Below are 16878 nucleotides of genomic sequence, written 5' to 3' on the forward strand. Positions count from 1 at the left end.
AAAGAGTTACAAATCAATTTTTTCAGTTCCCTTTTGTAAGAGGACGTATCCTGTAAGGTCAATGCTGACCTTATGGGATGCTTTTTTTTCTCTAGGTGCGAGTGTAGGATGGATATTATTTATGAGTAAGGATCGCTTTCGTATATGAGGTGAAATCAATTAAATGATTCTCAATCACTTTCTCTAAAATTTGAATGTTGATTTCTTGATAATCATGTACGGCTACATTTCGAAAACCTACCATTGCCTTCATACGATTGGATAACGATGAAGGTATGATGCCTTCCTGTTCAATGATTGTAAAGGCATCCCAGCTGTTTTGTGGAATGCCTAGCTGCTTCGTTGCCACAATATGCATCGCTAAATCAATACACGCTTCGCAAGCTCTTTGTAAGTTGAGAACAATGGAGTCTTGTTTGGTAAAATCTGTTAGGTTGTTACGGTTATTGTCATAAACGTCTTTAATTCGTGTTAGGCAGCGTTCCACAGTACTTACTTTGTTTAATATGACATTATTCTCCATATATAGTCCCCTTTTCGTTGATAGTATCTAAAACGGGTTTGCGTTCCTCGTTCAGTTTTGCATACATTTTGAGCGCTCTCATTTCATACCACATTCGCTTTGTATCGTCGGAACAGTAAATGATTTTGCCTGATTGGATAATTTCAACTCGAAAGACAATGCTTGCTTCTTTCAAGTCAATGAGATCCACATCGCGATTAAGTTGTGACGCTAATTCTTGTGCAAGCATAAAGCGTTCGTAACTAGTCAAAGACGTTTCGCTTAAGTAAGCAATATCAATATCACTGTCGTTTCGGAAAAACCCATTCGTTGCAGAACCAAACAGAACAATGAAAATAGGAGAAACTCTTTCAACAAGGCAGGCTATAATGGCATGTTTATCCACCAATGGAAATCCCTCCATTTCCTGTTTGCAACTATTATATCATCTCTTATAGGCCTTGCGCATTGTATTGTTGTTTCCACTGTGAGTACCAATCGCTAATAACTGGATCTATCGCTAAGTTCATATTAGATAAACTTTTCGATAACTGTTGATATTGATAGTCGACAAACATTCGGTAGTTTAAGCTTGCGTATGTTTTCATTAAGGAAAAGGATGTTTGTTCATCTTCAGGTCTGATTTCAAGTATTTTTAAATACCATTGAACCGCTTTTTCTAAATCATTGGTTTCCATATAACAATTTGCAATAAGTCTGGCACGATGGAGCATAATTCCTCTAATTCGAACCTTTCATTCTCTAGCCATATGTAATCATTGGTTTCTAAATAAGCCCCTGAATACAAGGACATCATGTCTTCATGAATCTCAAGAGTATTATTAATGATTGAAGGAGCTGCTTCTAATTTTCGTATCCATTCATTTTTATCTAGTATAACGTTTTTTAATTCTAGTAAATATCCTTCATGTACATTAGATACGACTATATAATTTTGAAATGCCCCAAAGGTTTTTCGAATATTGTAAATACTCATGTACAAGTTAGAATAAGCCTTCTTTAGGTTGTGCTGTCCCCATAATACGTCAATAATTTGCGATTTTAAGACTGTTTTCCCTTCATGTTGAAGTAGATACAGGAATAATTCCTTGGATTTACTTGTCCTCCAAGTAATCTTTTCAAAGCTATAGGAATGAGAATAGCGCACCTTGAAATCACCTAATACATTTATTCTAAGTGGACTAGTAGAATCTGATTTTGTTTTGTTTATAGTTGAAGGGAGTGTTTCGATTCGTTGAATTGTATTTTCTAATCGTTCAGGGGAGACAGGCTTTAGTATATAATCTAAGGCATTCAATTCAAAGGCTTCAATTGCATATTGGTCGTGCGCGGTGACAAAGACAATATTAATAGAAGGGTTAACTTGAAGTATCTTTTCTGCAAGAACGAGCCCATTTACTTTTCTCATCTTGATGTCTAAGAAAACTAAGTCGGCTTCAGCTAATAGCTTCTCCTTATCCTCGATCGAAGGTTTAGTTGATTGGAAAAGTATATTAATATATTTTAATTCAGCTAATTTCCGTTCTAAAAACGCTAATGCTAAAGGTTCATCATCAAACAAACAAACATTCATATTATATTCTCCTTTTCAGATGATTTTTTCAGTAATAAACATATAAATTTATTGGATATACATAGTACGCATTTGCTAGTTCGAAAGAATATCGTTCCGTGTAGCGAAAATACATATTTCTATATTGATATAATGATAACCTACTACAAAACTATTTATGGAATCGTTTTGTAGCAATCTCCTAAAGAGTAAGTAATGAATATGATAAAAGTATAATAGTCAGAAATCTATATAAATATAAAAAATAGGACTATATGATCATTTTAAATGAAAATAGAGTTCTATATTCAGCAAAAACTGACAAAGTCATTATAAAGGACTATTACTTTATCTCTATTTAGGTCGTTTGTGTTTAGTTTTTGTGAATGTGATCTTTCTATACTAAAAAGGTGGTGGCTACTCCCTTAGAATAAAAGTCTAAGGCTTTTGGAGAAGTTAACCAAAATTTGAAATAGGAGGAGTGATGCGGAAATGAGACGCTACAAGTCCAAAATGGTCATTTTTATGATTTTTATTTTAATTTGGGGAATTATCGTACCTGGATTTGGTGGTCAAACAGTATTGGCTGCTGAATTAGAAGACATTGAATACAATCCGCTTATTGGCGATGAGGTACAAGTGGCTCCTAATTTTCAAATTAGTGAAGGCGCTGCTCCGTCATTAGCTGAGGGGAAATTAATCTTTCGTATTGAAGAACCATATGTGAGTACGGATAAGTTAGTTATCCCAGAAGGTGCTACGACGACAGTTGATGTGGATGGAGAATTAAAGACGATTACGATTAATGCGAATGGAGAAATTCTTCTAGATGGAGCTCCGATTGCTTCTGTTAATCGTATAAATAACGGAGAAGCGGGTCCACTTCAAATTGATTTGTCTACACCATTACCGAATGGGAACTTTGAGCAAGTTGGACACACTGGTTATGTCCCTGATTGGGATATCTATCCTAATGAACATGTAACCTATGAAACCTATCAACCTATTATTCTAGGTGAATTAGCTTCTAGAACACAAGGGAGACCGTACACGCAAATTTCAGACAGTGGACCACCATATACGGTCTCTGGCCCAGATTATACGTACATAACGGATGTAAGGTATGATGGGACGGGGGGAAGACCTAATTATGAAGGTTCAGAATCGACCCAATTTGATATTCGAGATATAAATAATTTATACAGAGGGGTTTTTATAGCGAATGATCCTAATGATGATGAACCTGAAAGTAGTAATTATTTAAAATTAGGATTTCAACGAGGACTAGTGAACGATTCAACGCCTTCTGCGCAGACATCAGCTTTTGCTGTACAGGCAACAAGTAGTGCGTTTTATGCGAATGCAGGCGATCAATTGTACTTTGATTGGAGAGCGAGAACGACATCGAATACGAGTACACATGACGATTATGAAGTGTATGGCTTTCTTCTAGATGCTAATACGGAAGAGGTCGTTAGTTTATTAATGTATGGTAGAGGCTTTGATCAATACTGGACAACGACGAATGGAACTGTTGATGAAACCGGAAATTATAAATTCCGTTTTGTAGCAGGTTCATTTGATCGAACAGGTGGCCGAGCATTAGGTGCAGAATTACGTATTAATAATGTCCGTGTTGTTAGTAGTCAAGTTTCTACAGAAGTGGTAGAGGCGATTGCTCAGCTTGTCTACTATCAGAATACGGAATACAGTGGTGACCGTCCAGTTAACATTGAGTTAACAGATGCCAACAATGGAAGTGTTGAATTAGTAGATAGTGAGCTTGTTATTAAAATGAATACGCAAGAGGAAGCAAGTGCAGAGTTAACATCTGATTTAGAGATTGTTGGACCGGAAGATGGTGAACTCATCTATAATCCAATGCAAAAAGGAATTGCTGGTACGACGCAGCCAGGTTCATCTGTAGATGTAGTCGTTACTAGTCCTGAAGGCCATATCGTCTACAATGGTCCAGCAAATGTAGAAGAGGATGGCGCTTGGTCTATTGAGCTTGCTGATGATTTGATAAGAGGCGAGTACACGATAGAAGCTACTGCATCTAAGGGTGGCGCAACATCTGATGTAGAAGTGACAAATTTTACGTTTGTCGATTATGCTGAATTAGAAGATTACTATAATGAAGTGAAGGATTTAGTTGAATCCGAGTATCAGTCAGGATGGGATAGTGATTCATCAGATCGTGATCCTGCATTTTCAGAAGCACTTCAAAATGCAAAAGATATTTTAGACGAAATAGCTAATGCAGGTGGTTCAAATCCGAGCCAAGCAGCTATTGATCAGGCTTTAAGTGAATTACAAAATGCAAAAGATGGTTTAGTTAGAGTGTCTCCAGTAGAACAATTTGCAAGCTTTGAACATGGTTCAAATGAGCTTGTGATTGAATTTGATAAAAGTGTTGTGTTTGCAAATTTGGAAAATACGACAGATGGATTTACTGTAACAGTAGGCGAAGGTGAACATGAACGTCAATTAACAGTTACAAATGCAGTCGCTAATGGTGCTAACGTGATATTAACTGTTGATGAGGAGTTAGATAGTGATGTGAAAGTCACTGTTGCATATAATGAAGAATTAGCAGGTAGCAACTTAATTGGTGCTGAAGAAGACAATCCAGGACCAGTTCGAGATTTCCAAGGGGATTTCCCTGCAACGGATGAATTTGGGGCAGCGCTTCAAATTGAAGGAACGACTGGTAACACAGATGACTCAACTCCGTCATTTAATGGTACAGTAGACGGGGAAGTAGACTCTGTTAAGGTTGATATCGTTGACGCAGATGGGAACGTTGTGACGGAAATTCTTGCTGTAGTCAATAAGGAGGATGGCACGTGGACGGTATCTGATAGCGAGTGGACAGGTTTGGAGCCACTTGATTCAGGTGATTATCAAGTAGTTGTGACAGCAACCAAAGAAGGTCGTTCTGCAGTTGTGAAGGAAGAAGTATTCACAGTGGTTGATAAATCCGTTCTTCAAGAAGTATTTGATGAAGTCGTTCAATTTGAAGAAAATGATTATCGATCAGGATGGGATGATTTTGTTAGAGAATTAGAAAATGCGCAACAAGTAATAAATAATCCAACAGCTTCACAGGATGAAGTAGATCAAGCGTTAGAAGATTTACGAGTAGCGCGAGAGGGATTAGAGAAGCATGCACCTATTGCAGAAGATGCAAAGTTTCTCCATGGACACGGTGAAATCATTGTCGAGTTTGGAAAGAATGTAACTTTTATAGATGAAAATGCTGATTTAACAGCAGGATTTACGGTTACTGTTGATGGACAATTAGTCGAAGTGATTGCTGTTGAACGAATTGGCTTAGATCAAGAAGGGAAATCAAATCAGTTAAAGCTTACTTTGGCTGATGGCACACAGCTTTCAAGTGATGCAGATATCCAAGTATTGTACGATGAAGAAGCTGGTAGCTCCAATTTCATTGGTGATGAAGAAAACGGAACGGCAGTAGCTAATTTTGAATTTGCTGCATACGATAGCTTCGGCCAAGCTCTGCAAATTGAAGGACCGAATGGAATCACAAATGATACGACTCCAGCGATAAGAGGTACTGTCGATCCTGATGCAGATCATGCGGTTATAACTATTATTGCGCCAGACGGAGAACGAATGGTCGTCAATCAAGATGATTTAATCATCAACCCAGATGGAACTTGGTCGTATCAAGTTCTAGAGAAGCTTGAACCAGGTGAATATCAGGTCGAAGTGACATCATCACAAGAAGGTCGTACAGATGTTACAAAATATCATAGCTTTATTGTTGTTGATAAGGAATCACTTATTCAATTAGAAGAAGGTATTGCAAATAAAGGATTACAGGATTCTGCATATACCGGTGATTCATGGAATGATTTTGACCAAGCGTTACAACATGCAAGAAATGTACTGTCAGATCCAGAAGCATCTCAAGATGAAGTAGATCAAGCTCTGGCGAATCTTGAAGAGGCTTATAAGAATCTTGTTTATAAGCAAGGTTTAAAAGAAGAAGTAGCACAGTCAGAAACGCTCGATGAAGCACATTATTCGAAAGAGAGCTGGGCTCGTTATGTACAAGCCTTAGAGGCTGCTAAGCAAGTATTGAATAATCCGGCATCTACACAAGAGGAGATCGATCAAGCAAGAGCGGACCTAGAAGCTGCGCGACAAGCATTAACTGTCGACAAAACCGCACTTCAAGAAGCTGTCGATTATGCGAAAGGGTTAAACAATTCTGATTACACGAGTAAAAGCTGGGAACGCTATCAAGAAGCTTTAAGCAGAGCGCTGGACGTGTTAAATGACCCTAATGCCACTCAATTAGAAATAGATCAGGCGTTAGCTGAATTAATCAAGGCTAGCGAAGGGCTTGAAGAGTATAAGGAATTACCTAATACAGCTACTGCTCTATTTAATTATATGTTCCTTGGATTAGGATTATTGTTTGTAGGATTGACATTTTTGTTATTAAGGAAACGTAAGCGAAGAGTGAATGTACAATAGATCGTTGAGAGAAGACTGCTTTCAAATGTAAGGAATAACGATGGAGCTTAGCTCTATTCACCTCGAAAGGAGAAACGACTTCTCATAACACGAAAAAATATAGCGACTCCGTACATTTTTCAGGGGTATCTCAAAAGGTCCAAATTTACCTTTGAGATACCCCCTTTTCTTTGACTGTACCTAGTGAATGTGCGAGCAATTGCAGTGTATAGTACGGTAATGGCTCTTACACTTTTTTAACGTTCCCTATACTCACTCGGATAATAATCCGTATTATTTTTAAAGACACGACTGAAATAGTGCTGATCCGGATATCCAACGAGCTTACCGACTGTTTTAATATCCATATTTACGTTCGTTGTGAGAAGGCGCTTGGCTTCATTAATGCGTAAACGGGTTAAATATTTGATGGGTGTTTCCCCAGTATGTTTTTTGAATACTTTGCTTAAATAATCGGTAGTGAAATTAAGCTGAGCTGCAATTTCCTTTAAGGTTAAGTCCTCATGAAAGTGATTTTTTATATAAAGCTTAATCGTTTGAATGAGATTCTCAATGTCATGACCAGCTAAGGAATTTGCGACATGAGCAAGTGACTCAAGGTCGTTTTTTAATTGTAATTCGATTCGAGATAATGTGGCACCGAGCTCCTCGTTGACGATTGGTTTCAATAAATATTCATTCACTTGAAAGGCAATGGCTTGGCGTGCGTATTCAAATTCGTGGTGACCACTTATAATGACCACTTTAATATGCGGGTAGCCGAAAAATAGCTGCTTGGCAAGCTCAAGTCCATCCATCATAGGCATGCGAATATCAGTAATGACGAGGTCAGGTAAGTGCTCTTCAATCAGAGTTAAAGCTTCTTTGCCATTCATGGCTTCACCAACGACTTGGATCGTCTCGTTTAGTTCGTGCACTTTTTTTGTGATGTTTCGTCTTATTAACGCCTCGTCCTCGACGACGATCGCTTTGAATTTAGTTGTCATCGTTCATTCCTCCATTTTGCTTTCTTGAGTGGAGATGCTGATCGTAATCATAGCTCCTCCATTTTGTCTATTTTTAATATCTAAGCTCAGTTCGTTTTGGTACATGAGCTTCAGCCTCGTTATGACATTCTTCAAGCCCATTCCGTTAATACTAAGCTTCGGTAACGCACGAAGGTTGTTTTCAGTAAGAAAGGCTTGCAATTGGTTTATAATATCAGGGTCAAAGCCTGGGCCGTTATCGGTAATAGTGATGGACCAGTTTGTATGTGTTTGTTGGCCAGAAATTGTCATATGCCAAGGTGGTGAGACATGTAGCCCATGCTTAATCGCATTCTCAACGAGTGGTTGAATCGACAGCTTCGGAACGATGATTGTGCTCATTTCGTCTGGTATATCAAATGTATAGGAAAGCTGATCTTCATAACGAATATCCATACATTCAAGGTAGTGCTTCGTATAACTCAGTTCGTCTCGTAACGGAACCCCTTGTTTGCTCTCTGTAGATATATATCGCAGCATAAAGGACATATTTTCGCAAAGCTTTACAATTTCCCGATCCATTCCAGCCTCCGCCATTGCGCTAATGTTTGAAAGGTTGTTGTATAAGAAATGCGGGTTCATTTGTGACTGAAGGGCGAGAAATTTCGCATCCATTTCCTGTGAACGTGCAATAAGCAACTCATCAAGGGAATGCGACAGCTTTTGATTCATCGCGTGAAACGAACGGTTTAATGTGTCGATTTCGCCAATCGAAAAGCTTTCCGTATGAAGATCATTTGTATTAGCTAAATTGGTCAGATCCATCTGCTTGATCTTTTTCGTTAATTGATTCAACGGATGAGTTACTCGCTTGGAAACGATGAAAGAAATCCACAGAATCACTCCTAGTGCAACGATGAAAATGACGACGAACAAATAGGTCATTCGATTTAAGAAGGCATATAGCTCCTTTTGGTTCTGGACTAGGATAATGCTTAATCCTGTCTGGGAAGAAGACGTATGGATCATGAGCTGTTTACTTTGGTCAGAGGGACTTGTTATATGATGAGTCTTATCCTCTATTAGCGAAAGCTGCTGAATCAAGTCCACATAGTCGTCTCCATAAAAGGAATCTAATTGCTGTTCGTAAGGATAAAAAAAGGTACCTTGCTCATCAACGACATAAATGTCAATTTGTTCATTAGAGTTCATCGTATTGTGAATCGTATTAAAGACCGTATTGGCTCCTTGTAAAATTTCAACAATCCCTTGTTCAACATAATGGCGATCTTTGTACACTCTTGTTAATGCCACGTATGTTGGGTTTGTCGAATGCTGTTTGATCGAATATGGGAGATCCTCCTCGCGTACGAGGCTTAAATGCTTAAATCCATCTTGCGCTTTTGTTTCTGGGTACCACGTTCGATTCGTGACGTCGATGGTTAGTTCGCCATTGAAAAGACCAGCTCCGAGCATTTTGCCGTCAAAATCGTATATGTTCGCTTGCTTGGCCGTTTGTGAGCTACTAATAATGGCAAGAATGACATCGATTAATGTTGTCGTGCTTTCATATCGTTCAAGGTCAATGATAATGCCACCTTCATACTCCTCTGAGATGGGAGTGAGATCATTATTGAAATGCTCCTTCACTAAATTGGAGTAGACAATGTTCATTGAAAAATGGTTCATTTTCTCTAGCTCTTGATCTATCGCATGTGAGATCGAACGGCTTAGCTGCTGTTGCTGCTCAGCGATATTATTGCGGTTGTAATTGTATAAAGCGGTGAACAAAATAGCCGCAATTAAAAATAAAACGATACAAAAGAAAAGAGAATAATAGTTAAATAATCGTGACTGTAGCGTTTGATGGGTAAGCGGTAACATCTTTGTTCCTCCAATGGTTGTACCGTTCTAAAAAGTGCAAACGATAGACCGTTTTTGTCTATTGAGCAAGATTGGATGTAAGCGTATTCTTAATTTAGTAGGCGGCGCCGTTCTAGATAATAGTAAATCAAAAATATAGGGGGTTCAACAATTTATGAAAAGAAAGTGGATTGCACTCATGATGTCGGCATTAGTATTCATCGTTCTAGCAGCTTGTGGCTCAAATGATGATTCAACAGGTGAAGAAGCACAAAAAGATGTGACATTAACGTTTGGAACACATCAATCTGGTATTCCACGAACAGGTATTATGCAAGAGATGGCAGAGGATTTCGCAGAGGAAACCGGTATTAAGATTGATTTCCAAGTTGTACCAGATGCCCAGTGGCGTGATTTAATTCGAGCGAAATTATCAACAGGGGAAGCGCCAGATATTATTAATTTAGATGTCGATCCACTCAGTTTAAATGCGAACTTAAGACCTGAAGATAATGCGATTGATTTAACGGATGAAGAGTTTGCAAGTCGGATGGATGAAGAAATTTTACCGTCTGTCAGCTATAACGACAAAGTGTATGGCGTAACCTATGCGCCGAGGAAAATTTGGTACGTCTATTACAATAAACGTATATTTGAAGACTTAGGGCTGGAGGTTCCAACAACCTATGAGGAATTTAAGCATGTCGCTGGAGCGATTCATGAAACAGGTGTCATTCCGTTCTGGCAAGCACCGGGAAGTGGCTGGTACCAAGTACTTCCGTTGTTTGAAACTGGACCACATTATGAAAAGCTAGAGCCAGGCACATATGAGAAGCTTAACAATAATGAAATGCTCGTAGCCGAAATGGATCATTTGAAGACGGTCATTGAGCAAGTGAATGAATTTGCTGAGCTTGGCTATTATGGTGAGAATTTCATCTCTAATACGGTAGAAGCAGGCTTAGACGCCTTCGGTCGTGAAGAAGCAGCGATGATTCTTCGTGTCCCTGGTACCGAGCAAGAAATCATTGACGCGCATCCTGAAATGGAAGGGAATATCGGATTCTTCGTGATGCCATGGGGCGATAACCAGACAATTGGGGTGAATCCAGGTGGATCAGCAGCGATGTTTGGTAATCAAAATAGTGAGCATGAGGAAGAAATTCGCGAATTCTTCCGTTGGATGACGAAAAATGAAAACATTCAACGCTTCTTTGATGGCGGTGAAGGGAACTTAACGATCAGCTGGCCAGAAATTGAACCAAAGCTAACGCCTGATTATATCGAATATGAAGAAAATCTCGACTCAGGAACGGTTATGCAAGCAGCTGTCACTTACATCGATCCACAGTGGATGGATATCGGTAAAGATATTTCTGGTATGTTTGCCGGTGCCATGACACCAGAGCAAATTCTTGAGAATATCGACAACCGTCGCGCAGAACTAGCAAAAGTTCAGCAAGACCCTGCATGGGATTAATGAAGCAAGGGGGTGTCCTAAGAGGTGTTTACCTTTTGGAACACCCCTGAAAGTAATGATAGCTGCCTTGGTGCATTGGGAGAGAAAAGGCGAGAAAGACATCGAAAAGTTAAAAAACTAACTTTTTCAGTGCCTATGTGAGAACGAGTTGCTCACAACCAATAAACAGAGACCTATAACATCGTTGTTACATTCATAGGATGTGGAAGGAGTGAGAGGATTGGATCGAAATAAGCTGTATCCGTGGTATTTTTCGCTTGGGGCGATTGTCATTTATTTTATCTTTATTGTATTGCCTTCCTTTATGGGGATTTATTATTCATTTACAGATTGGAATAGTTATTCGGATATTAAGAATTTCATTGGATTGGACAATTATCGGACGATTTTGATTGGAGATCAAGTGTATATGACGTTCATTAAAAATACATTTGTGTTCACGCTTGTGACGTCGATCGCCAAGACGGTATTAGGGCTTTTAATTGCGATTCTGCTAGTTAATGGGGTGCGGGCAGCAAATTTTCATCGGATGGTGATTTTTTCACCGCAAGTGCTGTCCTTTTTAATTATCGGACTGGTTTTTAAAAGTTTGCTAGATCCGAATTTTGGTTTTGTGAATAATACGTTACGTTCATTTGGTTTAGATTTCTTGGCGATGGATTGGTTAGGCTCGCTAGCGTGGGCGATGCGTCAGTGATGGCAGTTGATACGTGGAAGGGGATGGGCTATATTATGGTTCTCTTCATTGCGGGATTACTTGCCATTCCGAACGATTACTATGAGGCAGCAGAAATCGATGGCGCGGGCTTTTTCAAGCGTTTATTCTCGATTACTTTGCCGATGCTTTTGCCAACGATTACGATTACGACGGTATTAAATATTACGTACGGATTACGTGTATTCGATATCATATACGTCTTAACGAACGGTGGACCAGGTAATGCAACAGACGTCATTAACACAGCTGTCTACTCAGCATTTGCAAAAGGATACTGGGGATTAGGAAGTGCGTTGTCGACGTTATTATTCGTCATTATGGTTGTTGTGTCCTTCTTCATTATTCGTACGATGAACAAAAAGGCGGTGGAATACTAAATGAAAGCGAAAAAAGGAGTATCGATTCTACTAAATTTCGTTGCTTGGCTGTTAAGTATCATTGTAATTCTTCCGTTTGCTGTTATTTTGCTTAATTCTTTTAAAACGGATGCAGAGGCGACCGTTCTGACACTGCGACTACCGGAGCAGTGGATGTTCGAAAATTACGCGATCGTATTTGAACGTGGCAATTTGGCTGTATCGTTTTTTAATAGTATTTTACACTCGGTTGTGAGTACATCGATCTTAGTCATTCTCGTCGCCTTTGCAGCTTTTGTGTTAGCACGTAATCCGTCGAAGCTCAATCAAGCCATCTATTTCTTCATTATATTAGGGATTACCTTGCCGCTTAACTATATTCCGTTAATGAATGTGATGAAGACGCTTGGGTTAATTAATTCGCATTGGGGAATGATCCTGCTTTACACGGGAATGGGACTACCGATTTCATTATTTATCGCCTACGCATTCGTGAGGAATATTCCGCGAGAGCTTGATGAAGCGGCGGTCATTGATGGCTGTCATGCATTTAGCTTGTTTTACCGCGTTATATTACCATTATTGAAGCCCGTACTCGTGACAATATTTGTGTTGAATTTCATGAATGTCTGGAATGAGTTTACGGCACCGTTGTATTTTCTGAATTCTGTTGATAAGTGGCCAGTGACATTAGCTGTGTTTAACTTCTTTGGACAGTTTAGTGCTCAGTGGAATTTAGTGAGTGCGAATATTGTGATTACATCGATTCCTGTACTCATTGTCTTTATCATTGGACAGAAGCATATTGTTGGGGGATTGACGTCTGGTGCGGTGAAGGGGTAGTGGAATGCACACGGAGAGTCGGGGGACTTTTCGTGTGCTTTATTGTTAAGGTGAAAATACGCTATCTCGTATGTAAAGAGATTTGAGGTAAGAACGAACTTAAGATAATGAAGGGCACTGAAAAAGTTTATTTTTAACTTTTTTAGTGCTCTCATTATACTAGCCGTTCAATGCCTTCTCACCATCAAAATTTGGGTTACAATTGCCAAAATAGGCAATTCAAGCAATGGACCAATCACTAACGCGAGGGCAATGAGTGGTTCATTAGGGAATGCAGTCATCGCTATCGCAAGGGCGATCGGAGAGTTTCGGGCTAACGTCGTTAAGCTTAAACTTACACGATCAGGTGCTAGAAAGCCAATCCATTTCCCAACCCTTTGACTGATCACACAATTAATGACGAAGAAGCAAAGAATCGGTAGGATGAGTAACCATAGTAAGTCAAGGTGCTCGAATAATAAGGAGCCTTGCGCAGCGAATAAGGCTACGATTGCGAGGCTTAATAAGAGCATGGGGAATACGCTTAGCGTTTGTAGCAGCTTTGTTTTTAAGGCCGGTTTCCTTCCTAATACAAGGTTCGTTGCGAATGCGAGTGCTAGTGGAAGAATCAATACAAGTACGATGCTTTCAAGTAAAAGAGAAGGCTCAATCGCCCCTGAAGCTCTGGCAAAGATAAACAGGTAAAGCGGCAGTAAGATGACTTGTAAAAGTAAGTTTAATGGTAGAATGGCTGTCGACAAGGCGACATTCCCTTTTGCTATTCCTGTGAAAATTAAATACCAATCTGTACAAGGTGTGACCATCAGCATGATAAAGCCTATCATTAATGCGGGATGGTCACTTAGAAAGATGAGGGCAAGTACCCATGCTAAAAGTGGTGTCCATGCAAAATTAATGATGATCGATGTATAGGTGAAGCGAATGTTTTGAAACGCTTTTTTCATATCAGAGATCGGAATGTTCAAAAAGGTTAAATAAAGCATTAGCATTAAAAGCGGTGTAATCACAGCTTCAGCATATATCGGTATGCCGCTAACTCGTCCGAGGCTAAGGCCGATGATGATAGCGGCTAAAATGAGAAATGTATAGCTTTTTTCCAATAAGTTCATTGTCTTTACCTTCTATCCTCTTTTTCTTTGACAATTTTATCATATTTTTAGTCTCTATCTACAAATGTGACTGCTGTATGCTACACTTACAGATGATTTTGTTTTAAAAAGGAGTTCACTATGGAGTTTATTGAGTTGCTTAAATACATATTTCTTGGAATCGTTCAAGGCGCGACTGAGCCTTTGCCTGTTTCGTCAAGTGGGCATTTGCGCATTGTATCGCATTACTTTGGGGTGGATGTCCCTGACCTTCATTTTGAGGTATTTCTGAACGGAGCATCGTTACTTGCTGTATTCATCGTCTATCGGAAGGATTTAATCGAATTAACAACTGACGTAATCAAGTATGTACGAGCTCGTAATGAAAAGCATTATGAATCGTTCCGTTTAGCGTGTCTGTTAATCATTGGGACGATTCCAGCTGTTGTCATTGGTGGGTTATTTCGTGATTTCTTTGGAGGGGAATTAACAGCGCTTCGCTATGTAGCAATTTCGTTAATGATCACAGCGATTGCTTTGTGGCTCATCCGTAATTTGCGTGGGCATAAAACGGATCGCGGCATTACAATCTTTGATGCGGTAATCGTAGGGCTAGCCCAAATGCTTGCGCTCGCTCCAGGTATTAGTCGTTCAGGTGCGACGATTGTCGCGGCATTAGCAAGAAAGATAGAAGCAGAAACGGCATTGAAGTTTTCCTTCTTTTTATCGATTCCAGTTAGTATTGGGAGCCTCGTACTTGAATCGACGACGATCTATGAAGCAATCGTGCATAATGATTTGCTGTGGCTGTATGTGATTGCTTTTGTGATGTCATTGATCGTATCGATCTTGGCTATCAAGCTGCTTATTGATGTGGTAACGTCCGGAAAGCTTCTATATTTTGCAATGTATTGCTTTGCAGTCTCTGTTCTTATTTGGATCTTTTGATGGGGAGGTTTAACTTTTCTCCATTGAGGGTATTCACTATCGTGAAGTGAATGCTTGTCATTAAGAAGGAGAAAGATAGATATGAATATTGAATTATCTCAAGATGATTTAAAGAGAATACTAGAGGATGCACATGATAAAGGACTAGATCAAGACGTGAACGTTAATGCAGAGAGACTTGCGAAGGAAATGGTTGCGCGTATTCAATCAAGGCAAATAGATACGAAATAAATACTCAGCTTGGTCTATAAAAAAGTCGGTTGCTCGCCTGATAGGAGAAATACACTCTATCAGGTTTTTTAATAGAACCAGAATAGAAGGAAGTTAGGTGAAATAGAGGAAGATATAGGCGATTTGTAGGGGGCAAAAGGGTAATCCTCATTCCTTTAAATAAGAAGAAATGAGGCAAACGAGGAAAAAGGGAATCACTGTTCCGCTATTCGGTCTAATAGAGCAGCGAGAACAGTACAAAAGGTGAAATAGAGGAAAGAGAATTCCGCAAAGAAAGGAAATCTAGCAAGGTGGAGCAAATAGAGGAATAAGGAACCGCTTAAGGCGCGCTCGAATGTGCCCGTAGAGGTAATTCTTTTTTCAAGTCCGTTTATTTGTGGCATAATAGAATAGTAAGCGATTTCAATCACAGTCTAGATACGAAGAAAGAAGGGGATTTCTTTCATACAAACAGAGGAAACGCTGAAGACGTCGAAAATATTAGCCTTTTTTGTCCCATTAGGATTATCGGCGATCCTAGTGACGCTGTCTCATATTATTATTAATGGTACTTTGGCACGGGCGAATGATGCAGAGGTCATTATTGCTAGTTATGTAATTGCGATGAGCTTGTTTTCGATCATGGAGCGGCTCGGAGTGTTATTACGGAATGCTTGCTCGGCATTAGTTCGCGATCGTGTTTCATTTCAGGCGATGTCAATGGTTGCTGTCTACGTTGTTGCAACACTCATGCTCTTATCTGCTACGATTGCTTATACACCGATCGGGCCGTGGATTTTTGCTCATATTTTTGGAGCGGAGTCGGCGATGATTGGCCAGATTGTTGATGTGTATCAAATTTTGATTATTGTCACCTTCTTTTCGGCTATTCGGTGCCTGTTTCAAGGTGTGATTATCTTAAATCGGCAAACGAAATGGCTGACGATTGGGATGGTTATTCGTTTAATTGGGATGTACTTGTTATCTCTTGTATTTATTCACACAGGGTATATTAACGCAAAAACAGGCGCGTATATTTTCTTATTCGGGATGATGATTGAGAGTTTAGTAAGCTTCATTGAAGGACGACTTCTTGTGAAGAAAATGACGAAGAAAGATCCGAGTCATCACGTTGAACGGAAATCGCAAGTTTTTCGTTTCTACTATCCTCTTATTATATCCTCGCTCATTATCGTTATGGTTGGTCCTGTTATTAATATTTTTCTAGGAAGAACAGCTGAGATTGAACTGGCCATTGCTTCATATGCCCTTGCTTTAAGTTTGACGCAATTGTTTTTAAGCTTTTTCAGCTACACTCACCAAATAGTTCTAACCTTTTATAAGGATCATCCGAGAAAGGTAAGGCAATTCACATTAATGATCGGTTTTATACCAACGTTGGTATTAGCCTTGTTCTGCTTTACACCAATTGGACCGCTTGTCGTTGAGCATGTGCTTGGTGCAAATGAAAGGCTGATGCTTGCGACCGTTGATACGTTGAAAGTGTTCATGGTTATGACACTTGTGTTTCCGTTTATCGATTATTGCAATGGAATTCTTATGGTGCGGAATCAAACGAATAGTATGGTAATCTCTCAATCCTCTAATCTTCTCATTACATCTATTGTTGCTATAAGTATGACGATTCTAGCTCCTGCATGGAATGGAATGATTGGCGCGATGGCGCAGTCACTTGGGATGGCTGTAGAGCTCGTTGTGTTACTGTATATTGTGACGAGAGGGAAACGAGCTAGACTGATGAAGAAAAAGGTGGAGGGTCTTGGTGTGTAGGGAGATAACAGCTGAAAGATTAAAGGAAT

General features: G+C 39.5%; 15 protein-coding genes. 8 read left to right on the top strand and 7 right to left on the bottom strand.

What is annotated here, in order from left to right; all coding sequences use genetic code 11:
• Positions 1–115: 115 nt before the first annotated feature.
• Genes hepT through JCM9152_RS12870 form a run of 4 tightly spaced genes read right to left on the bottom strand, consistent with a single transcriptional unit; the run spans position 116 to position 2096 of the window.
• Positions 116–523 carry a type VII toxin-antitoxin system HepT family RNase toxin gene (gene hepT, locus JCM9152_RS12855; RefSeq protein WP_035344928.1) on the bottom strand — a complete coding sequence of 136 codons (408 nt, stop codon included), beginning with the start codon at positions 521–523 and terminating at the stop codon, positions 116–118.
• The gene (gene mntA, locus JCM9152_RS12860; protein ID WP_235715706.1) at positions 513–911 is read right to left on the bottom strand and encodes a type VII toxin-antitoxin system MntA family adenylyltransferase antitoxin; all 399 of its coding nucleotides are present in this window, start codon (positions 909–911) and stop codon (positions 513–515) included. The genes hepT and mntA overlap by 11 nt, the downstream gene beginning before the upstream one ends.
• Positions 912–954: 43 nt before the next feature.
• Positions 955–1200, bottom strand: coding sequence for a hypothetical protein (locus JCM9152_RS12865; RefSeq protein WP_035344934.1), 246 nt, complete (start codon positions 1198–1200; stop codon positions 955–957).
• Positions 1182–2096 (bottom strand): response regulator, encoded by a 915-nt coding sequence (locus JCM9152_RS12870; RefSeq protein WP_035344937.1) that lies wholly within the window; start codon positions 2094–2096, stop codon positions 1182–1184. The genes JCM9152_RS12865 and JCM9152_RS12870 overlap by 19 nt, the downstream gene beginning before the upstream one ends.
• A gap of 471 nt (positions 2097–2567) precedes the next feature.
• Between JCM9152_RS12870 and JCM9152_RS12875 the strand changes: the two genes are divergently transcribed.
• Entirely contained in the window at positions 2568–6587 is a 4020-nt protein-coding gene (locus tag JCM9152_RS12875; RefSeq protein ID WP_081728039.1) for an LPxTATN C-terminal sorting signal domain, read from the top strand.
• 236 nt (positions 6588–6823) lie between these two features.
• On the opposite strand, the gene JCM9152_RS12880 is transcribed toward JCM9152_RS12875, so the two are convergent.
• Positions 6824–7573 carry a response regulator transcription factor gene (locus tag JCM9152_RS12880; RefSeq protein WP_035344943.1) on the bottom strand — a complete coding sequence of 250 codons (750 nt, stop codon included), beginning with the start codon at positions 7571–7573 and terminating at the stop codon, positions 6824–6826.
• Positions 7574–7576: 3 nt separating this feature from the next.
• Positions 7577–9436, bottom strand: a complete 1860-nt coding sequence (locus JCM9152_RS12885) for a cache domain-containing sensor histidine kinase (RefSeq protein WP_035344946.1) — start codon at positions 9434–9436, stop codon at positions 7577–7579.
• A 154-nt stretch (positions 9437–9590) separates the two neighbouring features.
• On the opposite strand from JCM9152_RS12885, the gene JCM9152_RS12890 reads away from it, so the two are divergent.
• The 4 genes from JCM9152_RS12890 (at position 9591) to JCM9152_RS12900 (ending at position 12812) form a co-directional block, all read left to right on the top strand.
• Positions 9591–10895, top strand: coding sequence for an ABC transporter substrate-binding protein (locus tag JCM9152_RS12890; protein ID WP_035344949.1), 1305 nt, complete (start codon positions 9591–9593; stop codon positions 10893–10895).
• A gap of 220 nt (positions 10896–11115) precedes the next feature.
• The gene (locus JCM9152_RS23330; protein ID WP_235715707.1) at positions 11116–11592 is read left to right on the top strand and encodes a carbohydrate ABC transporter permease; all 477 of its coding nucleotides are present in this window, start codon (positions 11116–11118) and stop codon (positions 11590–11592) included.
• Positions 11592–11990 carry a carbohydrate ABC transporter permease gene (locus JCM9152_RS23335; protein WP_235715715.1) on the top strand — a complete coding sequence of 133 codons (399 nt, stop codon included), beginning with the start codon at positions 11592–11594 and terminating at the stop codon, positions 11988–11990. Before JCM9152_RS23330 ends, JCM9152_RS23335 begins: the two co-directional genes overlap by 1 nt.
• Positions 11991–12812 (top strand): carbohydrate ABC transporter permease, encoded by an 822-nt coding sequence (locus JCM9152_RS12900; RefSeq protein ID WP_035344953.1) that lies wholly within the window; start codon positions 11991–11993, stop codon positions 12810–12812. It abuts the gene before it with no gap.
• 167 nt (positions 12813–12979) lie between these two features.
• Here the strand turns inward: JCM9152_RS12900 and JCM9152_RS12905 are convergent, their stop codons facing one another.
• On the bottom strand, positions 12980–13921 hold the full coding sequence (locus JCM9152_RS12905) for an arsenic resistance protein (protein ID WP_035344958.1): 942 nt from the start codon (positions 13919–13921) through the stop codon (positions 12980–12982).
• A 120-nt stretch (positions 13922–14041) separates the two neighbouring features.
• Here JCM9152_RS12905 and JCM9152_RS12910 point away from each other — a divergent pair, with 120 nt between their 5' ends.
• From JCM9152_RS12910 to JCM9152_RS12915, 3 genes are all read left to right on the top strand, one after another.
• Complete coding sequence (locus JCM9152_RS12910; RefSeq protein ID WP_035344963.1) at positions 14042–14848, top strand: undecaprenyl-diphosphate phosphatase; 807 nt, start codon at positions 14042–14044, stop codon at positions 14846–14848.
• Between the two features lie 81 nt (positions 14849–14929).
• Positions 14930–15079 (top strand): hypothetical protein, encoded by a 150-nt coding sequence (locus tag JCM9152_RS22660; RefSeq protein ID WP_156314995.1) that lies wholly within the window; start codon positions 14930–14932, stop codon positions 15077–15079.
• A gap of 519 nt (positions 15080–15598) precedes the next feature.
• Positions 15599–16849, top strand: a complete 1251-nt coding sequence (locus JCM9152_RS12915) for a multi antimicrobial extrusion protein MatE (protein ID WP_235715708.1) — start codon at positions 15599–15601, stop codon at positions 16847–16849.
• Positions 16850–16878: the final 29 nt, after the last annotated feature.

It is taken from the genome of Halalkalibacter hemicellulosilyticusJCM 9152, from assembly GCF_000513115.1.
Classification (GTDB): Bacteria; Bacillota; Bacilli; order Bacillales; family Bacillaceae_D; genus Halalkalibacter; species Halalkalibacter hemicellulosilyticus.